The organism is Borborobacter xinjiangensis, assembly GCF_047739745.1.
GTDB lineage: Bacteria > Pseudomonadota > Alphaproteobacteria > Rhizobiales > Rhizobiaceae > Pseudaminobacter.
Window position 1 is genome coordinate 1 of sequence record NZ_JBLLVA010000054.1, and the last position, 11,258, is coordinate 11,258.

Here is an 11,258-nt window from a genome sequence, read left to right on the forward strand (position 1 = left end):
TGAATCCGACAGCACACGGGGAGGATGCATCCGATGTCTTGACGCCAAACCCCTCATGTGAGCTTTCTCAGTTTCAATTATTGCGTTCCTGGTAGATGTTGCAGGCAGCTGAATGTGCAGGGCCAGGGTCTCGCGATGCTTCCGGAAATCAAGCTGATGGGTGATGTCGATGTAACCGCGCGGTCGCCACTGCTTCGCGGCATGGCCATGACTGTTTCCTACGCCGAGACCCAGGGAGGCATCGGGCTGACCGCATCGGGGGCGATAAACCGCAAATTCGTCCACTGGGCCGCTGTTCACTTCGATTGGCCCGGCTACACGTCGGACGACTTATACAGCATCAACACGGTTCTCAACGAAGCCGATATGCCGCCGCTTTTGGTCGTCCGTGACATGCTCAAGCACTTGCGGCTTCTTCGGCGGCGAAAGGACGTACTGGTACCTACCCAACGCGGCCGAGACTTTCTGGCGACACCGCAGGCCTTCTTCGATCTGATCGCGACGGATTATCTTTATGCTTATATCCATTACGGGCAGTCGCAGGAGGCTGTCCGTAATCGGATGCGTTGGTGGCACGTCTTTCTCAATCTTATCAATATGAAAGCAGAAACGGGCTGTTCGTTGGACGACCTGGCGAGCGAGCTATACCCAAGCGAATCGTACCCGGAGCCAGCAAAAATGACTGTCGAAACCTGGGCGGAAAGGTCGGCGCTCCGCTACGATATCATTCGCCCGCTGTGCTGGCTGGGATTGCTGCACGAAGAGCGCGAGGGGCTGACTATTTGGCAGCACGGAACCTACCACAAGACACCCTTGTGGCCTGCCTGCTTAAAGCTGGAATCAGATATGCATTCCGAGTTTATTCTCCATTGAACCGTGCCGGGTAGGGTTGCCCTTGCTCCACCGCACTTTGCTGGGAAGCGCCTGCCGTCGCCGAGCAATGATCGCGGAATCGGTTATGAAATCCGTCAGCTTACCCGTCTTGCGGCCACGCGGTTTGTAGCCAATCTTCTCGCTGTTCGTCTTCACGGCCGGCTTCGTCTGCTGCTCCTGACGTTCCTTGATGTAGGCCAGGACATCACCGAGCCGCTTGTTCTCGGTGATCGCCGCATGCGTCACCCGTTGGTCCTTATCGAAGACCCGGTAGGGCAGGGAATGGCCTTTCCAGCGCACATCCAATCGACCATCGGCATCGGCATAGGTCTCGACATAGCGACCAGCCAAACCGCGCGTCACCTCGGTCTCCTCAAGCATGATCCGCTGGCGCTCGAACGAAAATGTCAGCTGCGATCCGACATAGCGCTGCTCGCGTTTGAACAGGATTTCTTTGAGCCGATCGGGCGCCAGATTCATTGGCCGATGCAGATCATCGGGTCGGGCAGGAACGATCGCAAACCGCGCATTGTAGTGCTCTATGAAGCCAGGCAGAAATGCATTGCCAGCCGCCATGTCGTCGATACCCGCCAGCCTCAATTTCTTGATCAGCCGATCCTGCAGGGTCTGATTGGCACGTTCGACGCGTCCCTTCGCCTGGGGCGTGTTGGCGCAGATGATGTCGATCCAACTCCGAACCGCGCGTCGTGCGGAAGATACCGTGCTTGTCGCTGTAGAAGGAGATCGGCTTGCCCCATTCTTGCAAATACGCCTTCGTGGCGATCAGATAGTCGAATGTGTTCTCGGATCCGGCGAAGCGAAGATGCAGCAGCTTGCCGGTCGCGTCATCGATATAGACGAGCAGGGCGCATTTTGGCCCCCGGTTCTCGAACCACCAATGATGCGAGCCGTCGATCTGGATCAGTTCACCGAAGCAGTCGCGCCGACCACGTGGCTGATGAAGCTGCCGTTTGCGCTCGCGCCGTGACGTCCAGATGCCAGCCTCCGTCATCCACTTGCGCAGCGTCTCTTTGCTGACCGACAACTGGCGGCGCTCGAGCAGCTTCTCGCAGGCCAAAGTCGGTCCGAAGTCGATGTAGTGTGCGCGCACCAGGTCGAGCGCGGCGTTGCGGAACGCCTCGCTGTGCCGTCGGTTGCTCGGCCGGCCGCGCTTCTTCGATGCAAGACCGCCGGCGCCGTCACGATCATAGGCCTGAAGAAGCCGGTGGACCTGGCTGCGGCTGAGACGAAGCAGCTCGGCAGCCTGTGTGACAGTCAACCGATGCCCACGGACCTTTTGGACGGCTTCAAGCCGATGAAGTTCTTTCTGCGACAAAGTGATCAAACGAGGCATGACGGCTCCGCAAAATCTGATCGATGACCAGCTGTGAAACCTCAGCCTTCCTTTCCTGGCTCGGGTTCGCCAGTGCCTGAGAGGCGAGGACTGTCGCATCTCTAACTGGCCCAGGTGTCGCATTACTAAATGGCTGCTACACATCAAAGTCGCGTAATAAGGATTATGGAACTGAACGCCGACGAAAGAAGTCTGCAAAGCAGACGTGTCACGCTCCCGGAGTTTTCATGAAGTGGGAGAACTTGCCGATCTTGGCCTGTCGGCCACAGCGTGATGCGACCACATGACCTGTGCCGGTCGGGATCACTGCGCAGTCGATGTCTCTTTGGCATTCTATTCTGACAGGATAATCCGGATTCTCGGCTAGTAAGCCCCTGCACGGCCCGCTCAATTTCGGTGTCTTCCTCCAGCATATTCTTGGGCTTTCACCCACTTCTGTACCATCATGCGGATGAGTTCGTTCCATCCAAAGTCCACTGCGGCCGCCACGCATTGCAGCGCGTCTTCCCATTCGGGATCGAGCTGGAGCTGAGCTGTGTTCCGGAGGCGCAGGGCCGCGCGGCGAAGCAGGGCCTGAAGATCGGCCGGGGAAATAAAATCAACTGCGTCGGCAGCGTCTTCGAGCTGCTCCGCATACCCGTGATTGGAAGTGGCCGCCTCCCTACAATGCCTCTGATCAATTTTGCTTTGGGGCACAGGCAGCCGGCGTATTTGCGCCACCGCGCGCCGAAGGAACAAACCTCGCAGCTCCTGTGTTTGATACCGTCCACGGTTCAATTGCCACGTGGATAGCGCCCGGCCCGCCGTCTCATACCTGTCAGGAGGCGGCGGGCCTTTCTCGTTTGCAATACTGAATTTTGGCGGTGGACAGAGGGAACGAAAGCCGCGCTTCGGCCGTTTGATTGCATCAGCAGGATACTCTATCCTACCCGGCCCTCGCCTCTCTCTCTCTCTCTCTCTCTCTCTCTCTCTCTCTCTCTCTCTCTCTCTCTCTCTCTCGCGCGCGCGCGCGACGGCGGGTTTTCTCGATGTGGCAATAGCTGTTTCTGGCGATTGGCAATCGAGCACAATGGCTGGAACCTTCAGCAATGCCAGGCATTGCCGTTGTATGCACTACGGCAATATATTCGCAAATGTCCTCGCCGCAGTTTTAGGAACGTTGCTCCTGGCAGCTATATTCTTTCTGGTCGCAGAGTTTGCCCCGCAACACTCCACCAGTGTAAGGGTCGTTTTGCCACAATCAGTTTTTCCAAAGACCAATACTGAGAGTAGTTGTCCGACGGCATGTCTGCCCGACGCCAGAGACACCAGCCTCCTCGTCGCGCCCCGGCCACGATAGAGCTTCGCAGGTCACGCGTCTCACCTAGCACCAACGATCTAGCTACGATGGTCGGGTTTCCGGCGCCTGCCTTCGCTGGCAAGCTAATGCCATTGGGGGATGATCGGGAGCGCTTATGATGTCCTCCATGAAGCTATTGCTCTGTACCGCTGCCCTCACTTTGTTTTCGCTGTCACCACTCAGCGCCGCGCAACCGCCTGATCGGGGCGACACGCCCGGCCTTGGTTGGGGTGTAGGCGGCTCGAATGGTTCGAAGAGCCTAGCCGTGCCCGGGCCTGTGGCGGGAGTAGGCCTACCAATCTTGGTGGTCGCAGGCGGCTATGTTTGGATACGCCGCAGGGTACCACGTCGAAACGAGCAAAACGGCACCGACTGAAATTCTCGGTTGGGGAATGGTGGCCGTCCCTCGCGAGGTGACGGCCTCCCCCGCGCGCGCCCGCCTACCGCAACTGCGCCTCTATGATCTCCCGCGCTGCGTCGAACACCGGCTGCATTTCCGGTTCGTCGCCTTGATGCGATTCCAGCAGGGCCAAGGCGTTCTCGTAAATCTCACGCGTCTCCTGGTTGGTCAGAACGCCCTTCGAGGCAAGCGCGCTTATCAGCGAGGCTATCGTTGCGGCGGACGCCAAGTCGCTGGCGGCAATTGCGTCTATTCGTGGATCCCGGTCGATCATAGCCGATCTAACCGCCTTTGCTGATTAAACGCAACAGGCCGCAACTGGCGGACATTGCTCGAATTTACATCATCCCGAAGGAACGAAAGTCGCGCTCGTGAGTTCGCCAAGTTCCCCAACCCCTCGTTTTCTTTGTGCGAGGTTCCCCCCGCTCCCGTCGTCTCCAATCAGAGACGGCGGGCTTTTCGTTTTCCCTTAACTTTTGTGACTCCATCTTCCCGAGCAAAGGGGTATACTCTTTCCATCGACGGTAACTGACACGGGCACCGTCGACTGTGAGCGACCATCGAGCTTCCGCCCTGATGACAGGAGGAAGCCATGCTTCGAACCGTTCCACAGTTTCTAACGCCAGAAGATTTGCACTTGCTGTCGGGCGTTTTCGACGCCGCTCGGCGATCGGGCGATACGGACTTGGATTTGGAGAGCCGAGCGGCCACCTTGGTCCATCTGTTTCAGTCTGGTATCCGAGATGAAGCGCAACTTCTTGGGGGCTTGCGCTATTCTGAGGAGAGGCGGGCAGCCTGAACCGGTGAGGCGAGACCGACTATATCAAACACCAGAATAGCTATGATCAGCCCGCGAGGGGGATCTGCTCTTCGACCGTCATCCGCAATGAGTAGCCAAACGATCTAGCGACTATGGCGGATGTCCGGAGCGACCTTTGATGGTAAAGCTGATTGAGAGGGACAATCAGGAGTGCTTGCCATGACGAGCATGAAGCTGTTGCTCGGCACCGCCGCCCTCAGCGTGTTTTCCCTGACAGCCGTCGTAATAGCCCAGCCGCCTGATCGGGGAGACACGCCCGGTCTCGGATGGGGTGCAGGAGGCTCGAATGGTTCGAAGAGCCTAGCCGTTCCCGGCCCCGTTGCCGGGGTAGGCCTACCAGTTTTGGTGGTCGCAGGCGGCTATGTTTGGTTGCGCCGCAGGGTACGACGTCGAAAAGAGCGCAACGGTGCCGTCTGATATTCTCGATAGGATCTTCTCAGGATGCGCGGGTTAGGGAACAAAGCTCGTGCCTCCAGCATTGTAAAGCATCCCGCGTCAAGCGTCCCTTCACGTGGGTCAGCCAAAAGCCCACCGCCGCTTCGGTAGCAGGATGCGGTGGGCTTTCTTCTTGCGGTTCGACGCTAGGTCTGCTTATCGCTAAAGCCGACTACCGCTCGCCGCCCCAGATCACCCGTCCACCGTATCGATAAGCCAGTCGCTGCGCCTGACGACAATTCGTCGGCGGCGGCTGGTGACCGGCCGGCCGGTCGTCGAACCACACGCGGCAGCTTCCAGGCGGTGGCAAATGCCCGCGAGGAATGCGGTAGGAATAGCGCCTGCGGTCGGCCCCGCGGCCTTCACGCCAATCGCGGTGCCAGTCGCCGTCACCGCGGTCTCCAATGCCGTAGGAACTCTTGCCGCTCTCGTCCTTAAAAGGGTCCGCAAGGGTGGGCGAAGCGATCAAAGCGACGGCTCCAGCAAGGAATAAAGTTTTCAGCATCAGCAGGCCTCACTCGCTGTTTGTGGCAGCACCGTCGCACAGGCGGCGTGAACAAGCGCTGAACGGGAGAGATAGATCGCCGTCGTGATCTTGGAGCGGAGTGACGTCTCACGAGGCGGCGGCCTTTTTGCGTATCGCGGGTCTATTGGGAACACTTTGATCCATGCGTGACGGGACGCCGTGACGCATACCGCGAGAATAGGATTCCCGCGCGAGATTTCTTAAATCGGTGGCAATCAATTCTTGGGAACCATCCATGCAAGGAACCAGGTGCGCCGGCTGGTATGCTCTCTGTTCGGCGATGGTGGTGAGGACGAATGAATGACATGGGCCGCCTTTCATTGCTGCTCATCGGTCCAGGAACGCTTGCCGTCTTCGGGTTAGCCTTCCTATGGGCGTGGCTGATAGAGAGGCGTCGTCACTATCTTCTGTTGCTGGCTGGAGCTTGCATTCTTTTTGCGCTGGGCGCTCTGACGCAGATCCTACACTTGCCCCGTGATCCAGGGATCAACGCCATTATCTCCAACGTTCTTTACACCTGCGCCGTTCTGATGGCCGCGGAGGGGCTGTTGCGGCGCTCGGATAAGCGCTTCGGATTGATGCTGGACCTCGCGCTGCTGGCCGCCTTCAGTGTTCTGATCTGGTACTTTTTCTATGTCGACCGCAATCTGTTGGCGCGTATCTATATCCAGAATTTCGGCTTCGGTCTGATTCTGCTCGTAGCCGCAGTGCGGCTAACAAAACTGGCGAGAGGACGCGCCATCGACCGAGCCTTATTCTGGGTGCTGCTTCTGTTTGCCCTGCAATTCTTCCCACGCACAGTATTTACGTTGGGTTTCAGCGCACCGGATGCCGGAGCATTCGCGCAATCGCTGTTCTGGCAGATGCTGCAGCTTTCACTCGCGGTGCTTGGCGCAGGGCTGGCTTTCACGATCCTTGCCGCGGCCGTGACCGATGTGATCGATGACCTACGTAGCGAGCGGGACCTCGACCGGCTGACCGGCGTGCTCAACCGGCGCGGCTTTGAAGAGCGGGTAGACCGCATCCTCGCCTCTTCTGCCGAAACTGCGGCACTAATCCTGTGCGATCTCGACCATTTCAAGAGGATCAACGATACGTACGGCCACAGCGCTGGCGACGAGGTATTACGCAGCTATGGCGCACTCCTACGTCGTAATATGCGCAAGCGGGATGTCGTCGGCCGAATTGGTGGCGAGGAATTTGCTATTCTTATGCCTGACACCGATGCGGAGGGAGCGGGCGAACTCGTCGCGCGGCTTCGCGAGGCGTTAGCGGAAATGACGGCGCCGATACCGGATGTAAACGTGCGCGTCAGTGCCAGCATTGGTATTGCCGTGTCAGACGGGCATGAGCAGCGGCCGGCGCTGATCGCGCGCGCCGACATCGCCCTTTATCAAGCTAAGAACGCTGGCCGCGACCGGGTCGTCTTGTTTCGCACGGAACGTCCCGACGCTCGGCAACCCTTCACTCCATCTCCGGCACTTCGCCGCTTATAAACAACGTCGTCGGCTCGCCATACTCTCCGATCGTTGTGTTTGCCTCTCGGCTCCATGCAATCACGCCGGCATGCTTGGGAAGGGGCTTGAGCGGTTCGGATGGATCGATCCTCGCTCTGCTGTTCCATCGGATCGAATGTGGGCTGAAGCTCGCCTCCCTCGTCGCAGTCGATTGCCATGACGATCAGCTTCGGCGGTTTCTGTTTTTGCTCATCGGTCAATACGTTCGCCTCGCTTATTCATCTCGCCGCGCAGCCGCGCATGGCTCAACGCGCCTGGTCTAGCGAGGAGAGCAGTTGCAGCGCCTCGTAGGGCCTCGCTCGATCTGCGGGCCAGTCAGCGCAGCACGCTTCTATTGCTGCGTGGTCAGCTTCCATCCAAACGTCGGCCGCCTTGCTATCCTCTGTGCTAAGCTCACCTTCAAAGCCGCCTATATCCCAACCTTCCAAGGCGAATCGCCCTTCAGCGGCTGTTTGCGGGTGCATATTGGCTTTCTCGAACACCGCCTTGGCAGCGTCCAGGCCGCGCCGCAACTCGGCTGTCGACGCGCCCTCTATCGAGAGGTGGAGATACATGGGTCGTCTCCCATCGCTGATGTGAAGGAAAATCTCGCACAAATCCGATTGCCCATCAACGAATTTGTTCTTAATTCGTTCTCATGCAGATCGAGATCGCTCGGAGATGCCGACGCCCATTTTTTGAACGTGCGCATGTGGTGCGCGCACGGTCCATCTCATCGCACGAAGCGCCGGTGAGAGTGAAATTTCAACGCGACTTGGACATGATGACGCTGGTTGCGACTCGTGCCCGCCCGATTACCAAGTTGGCTGAACGCTTTCACTGCTGTGGTTCCCGACCTATCCGGGTGCTTTTTTTGAACGCCGACCAAACCCCGGAGCGTCGGCCGGACGGAATCCTGGCCTAATCCGTCGCAGCGGTACCGTGGAACAATGAAATCAACCCCTTTGCCCTCTGAGGACGGTTTGGTCTCACCTGAAAGTGTAGATTATTCCACCACACCATGCACATTATGACGCCGCCTTCGCACCATTCGTGCGACCTACTCCTCAAAGCGCCCAGCGGCCTCACGATCGCGCTCGTATCGTCTCGCGACTGGAAACGGCGGCAACCAGGACTCGCGACGGCTGATCCAGCTTTCGTAGGTTGGCATCAGTTGGTCGGGGGCATCGAGGGATCCCAGATTCACCTCAATTTCGTCTGCGGTGCGTGCGAAGATGGACGAGCCGCAGCGGGGACAGAAGTGCCGCCCGGCATAGTCGCGTGTTTCGCCATCGATCGTCACCGCATCCTGCGGGAATATCGCCGACGCCTGAAAAAGGGCCCCGTGATGCTTGCGGCAGTCGAGACAGTGACAAAGGCCGACTCGGTACGGGAATCCCGAGGCCACAATTCGGACGTTTCCGCACAGACAACCGCCGGTGAATCGGTCCATGCTGTGTCTCCTCCAAAAATCAAGCGGCCGGAATGGCTACAACGAACATCACTGTCATGCAATTGCCCACTGCAGGACGCATTGTTCTTCTGTTTCGGGCGATAGTGATCATCGCTTTTAGGCGAACAGAACCTGGCGCCGGCAGAATGAAAGCGCCCTGCCCTGCGCCACCATGTCGACGAGTTCTCAACGCAAATGCCGGGGAGCTCTATCGACCGAACCCGGCCGGGCTACGCAACCTAGACAGCTACAGCCCACTCGGGTGCTCGCGCTGTCTCCTTCAGGGGCAAGTGCGGCGTTCTAACTTGCCGAAAGTCGCGGCTCGGAACTTCACAAGGCTGCCCGAGAGGCCCGCTACGCGCCACTTCTATTTTGGAGCTAGATGTCAGCGCGGCACTATGCGGTTCTGATGGCATTTCTCATGTTGCCACTTTTGGTGGGAATGGGCTTTGCCTTGGATTATGCCCGTTATTCCAGTGCCCGTTCTCATTTTTAGGACCTCACCGACGGCATATCGCTTGCTCCGGCCGCATCCCGCGAGAAAGACCAGGGCAAGCTACGCACGATGGCGCAAGCATATGTTGCCGCCCACAGTGCCAACGGACTGAAGGGCGTCCAGATCGCCAAGCTTATCGCCGAGAACGACCAAGTCGATCTTGCCTTGAAAGCACCCTCAAGACGACCTTCATGGCTCTCGTCAATATCAATTCGTTGGATGTCAAACGATGCTTCAATCCGATTGTGCCGCTCAGCACCGAAAAGGAGGCATTGCTTGCCGCAATTAACAGCATGATCATCAATGTCGGCTCCTACAAGCCATACACCTACATCCCGGCCAGCTGATCTGGGGGCAAAACCTGTTGTCGCCGAAGGAGCCGTTTAGCCAGGGTTTGCCGCCTATGACGCGACGTCAGCCCGCGCAAAGTGGTGGTGCTGATGACCGACGGCGAAAACACGCTGCGGTTCAACTCCGGCAACGGCCGCCACAGTGCGCTCAGTTCGAATGCCGCGACGGCCAAGACGCAGATCACAAAAACCAACCAAGATACGGCCGCTATCTGCGACTACATGAAAAGCAACAAAATCGAAATCTTCACCGTGGCCTTTATGGTCACGGACGTCGGCGCTAAATCGCTTCTGGAAGGTTGCGCCTCCGATGCCGAACACTACTATGATGCATCCGATCCGGAAAAGCTTATGGCCGCATTTACCGGCATAGCTCAATCCCTGAGCAAAGTGCGCTTGGCGCGCTAGAAGCGGTCGCCTTTGTCAGGGGCGAACCGCCGGACATCAAGTAAGGTGGTGGAATGGTCTTTGTCCCCAAAGTCGTCGATGGTGAGTGCCGCGAATTTGTAGTGGTGCCACCGGTGGGTGTCCAGTTCGACGAGCCTGCACTTCAGGAACGCATCGTCGAAGCGCTCCGCGATGAGTTTCCTGAATCGGGATTTACATTGGTCGACACGGCCGCCGCCCGGGACGAGGAGTTTCGGATCATTCCGGTGCTCAGTGCGACCGACGCAGGGCCGGTGTCGCGAATGCCGGCAGAAAGCGTCACGGAAGAGATCGACAGTTTCCTGGCTTTAAACTTCGCGACTATTCCTGCTCCGAAGCTTCAATGAGACCAGGTGATGCGGAACAATTGTGCGGTTCCTCGCGGTTGAAAGCGCTCGGATCAGGAGATTTTCGTTAGGCCGATGACATGAGCATGAAGGACGCGCGCGACCGCAACGGTGTTTCCGGCGAGGAGCCTTATAAGGTTCAGTATTTAGCTGAACGGACGGGCATCTCTACGCGTGTGGCGAGAGAACTCATCAAACGTGACGGTAGCGACCGGCGTCTTGAAAAGGAGGCTCAAGATTAAGGATGGATTCGACGGCTGACTGAGGAACAAGTAAGAAAATCTACCGTCGGGTCGGCAAACGAGAGCCGGACAGATCTGACAGGCCAAGATGGAATCCTATGACGACGGTAGTTTGACCCCAGACCATGTTGGCTTGGATTTAGCCACATCGAAGCTGCGAGGCAGGAAGCTGTCAAAGCGATTGGCTAACTTGAGCGCCAATGTGTTTATGATGAACGGCGCGAACTCGCCGTCGTGGTCTTGAAGCAAAACTTGCACACCGCTTTTTAAAGGCTCTTCGGTGTTCGACCTGAATGATCTGGCCCCGGCAATTCAGGCTACCTATCCACGGTCAGAATAGGCGCCGCCGCGTGGCGGGCCACTCTCCTACTCCTTTTTTTCTAACTGCCCAAGCTTAACATTTCTTATGCAGCTTCTAAATGAAAACGCTATGGTGGCGCGCGGCTGCCTATCACAGCAGCATTGTGCAACCGACAACCGGAGCTACCAAGTGCTTAATACTTTTGATACTTCGGGCGACGGCCTGGTCGAAGGCGCCGCAATACAAATTTTGGCTGCCTCGACCGCCGCCATTTATTTGACCGACGATCGTGGCCGGATCACCTATTACAACGAAGCCGCCGCGGCATTGTGGGGTTACCGCCCCATTCTCGGCACCAGCGAATGGTGCGGCTCCTGGAAGCTGCGCTACCCTGATGGCC

Annotated in this window: 13 protein-coding genes and 1 pseudogene; 8 read left to right on the forward strand and 6 right to left on the reverse strand. The window is 57.9% G+C overall.

The features are described from left to right. The first annotated feature begins 135 nt into the window (after positions 1–135). Complete coding sequence (locus tag ACLKMW_RS25715) at positions 136–873, forward strand: hypothetical protein (protein WP_415727368.1); 738 nt, start codon at positions 136–138, stop codon at positions 871–873. Here ACLKMW_RS25715 and ACLKMW_RS25720 read toward each other — a convergent pair. The 4 genes and pseudogenes from ACLKMW_RS25720 to ACLKMW_RS25735 all read right to left on the reverse strand — a co-directional run bounded on the left by ACLKMW_RS25720 (position 841) and on the right by ACLKMW_RS25735 (position 5,726). Continuing rightward, positions 841–2,227 (reverse strand): annotated as a pseudogene (locus tag ACLKMW_RS25720) (ISNCY family transposase). The gene ACLKMW_RS25715 and the pseudogene ACLKMW_RS25720 sit on opposite strands and share 33 nt — an antisense overlap. 387 nt (positions 2,228–2,614) lie before the next feature. Continuing rightward, positions 2,615–2,965, reverse strand: coding sequence for a hypothetical protein (locus ACLKMW_RS25725; protein ID WP_415727369.1), 351 nt, complete (start codon positions 2,963–2,965; stop codon positions 2,615–2,617). Positions 2,966–4,006: 1,041 nt separating this feature from the next. Further along, positions 4,007–4,240: a hypothetical protein gene (locus ACLKMW_RS25730; RefSeq protein ID WP_415727370.1), complete on the reverse strand. Its 234-nt coding sequence runs from the start codon at positions 4,238–4,240 to the stop codon at positions 4,007–4,009. 1,153 nt (positions 4,241–5,393) lie between these two features. After that, entirely contained in the window at positions 5,394–5,726 is a 333-nt protein-coding gene (locus ACLKMW_RS25735; protein ID WP_415727371.1) for a hypothetical protein, read from the reverse strand. A gap of 317 nt (positions 5,727–6,043) precedes the next feature. Between ACLKMW_RS25735 and ACLKMW_RS25740 the strand changes: the two genes are divergently transcribed. Then, positions 6,044–7,243: a GGDEF domain-containing protein gene (locus ACLKMW_RS25740; RefSeq protein WP_415727372.1), complete on the forward strand. Its 1,200-nt coding sequence runs from the start codon at positions 6,044–6,046 to the stop codon at positions 7,241–7,243. Between the two features lie 266 nt (positions 7,244–7,509). Here the strand turns inward: ACLKMW_RS25740 and ACLKMW_RS25745 are convergent, their stop codons facing one another. After that, positions 7,510–7,818 carry a hypothetical protein gene (locus ACLKMW_RS25745; RefSeq protein ID WP_415727373.1) on the reverse strand — a complete coding sequence of 103 codons (309 nt, stop codon included), beginning with the start codon at positions 7,816–7,818 and terminating at the stop codon, positions 7,510–7,512. Between the two features lie 485 nt (positions 7,819–8,303). Further along, positions 8,304–8,696 carry a GFA family protein gene (locus ACLKMW_RS25750; RefSeq protein WP_415727374.1) on the reverse strand — a complete coding sequence of 131 codons (393 nt, stop codon included), beginning with the start codon at positions 8,694–8,696 and terminating at the stop codon, positions 8,304–8,306. 409 nt (positions 8,697–9,105) lie between these two features. Between ACLKMW_RS25750 and ACLKMW_RS25755 the strand changes: the two genes are divergently transcribed. The 6 genes from ACLKMW_RS25755 to ACLKMW_RS25780 form a co-directional block, all read left to right on the forward strand. Continuing rightward, a complete protein-coding gene (locus tag ACLKMW_RS25755) occupies positions 9,106–9,192 on the forward strand; it encodes a pilus assembly protein TadG-related protein (RefSeq protein WP_415727381.1) in 87 nt (28 codons plus the stop codon). 191 nt (positions 9,193–9,383) lie between these two features. Continuing rightward, a complete protein-coding gene (locus tag ACLKMW_RS25760) occupies positions 9,384–9,539 on the forward strand; it encodes a hypothetical protein (RefSeq protein WP_415727375.1) in 156 nt (51 codons plus the stop codon). 93 nt (positions 9,540–9,632) lie between these two features. Then, entirely contained in the window at positions 9,633–9,950 is a 318-nt protein-coding gene (locus ACLKMW_RS25765) for a hypothetical protein (protein WP_415727376.1), read from the forward strand. Positions 9,951–10,003: 53 nt separating this feature from the next. Next, a complete protein-coding gene (locus ACLKMW_RS25770) occupies positions 10,004–10,315 on the forward strand; it encodes a hypothetical protein (protein ID WP_415727378.1) in 312 nt (103 codons plus the stop codon). Positions 10,316–10,395: 80 nt separating this feature from the next. Beyond that, positions 10,396–10,557 carry a DUF3606 domain-containing protein gene (locus tag ACLKMW_RS25775; RefSeq protein WP_415727379.1) on the forward strand — a complete coding sequence of 54 codons (162 nt, stop codon included), beginning with the start codon at positions 10,396–10,398 and terminating at the stop codon, positions 10,555–10,557. Positions 10,558–10,987: 430 nt separating this feature from the next. Then, a partial coding sequence (locus ACLKMW_RS25780) for a PAS domain-containing protein (protein ID WP_415727380.1) occupies positions 10,988–11,258 on the forward strand: 271 nt, incomplete at its 3' end.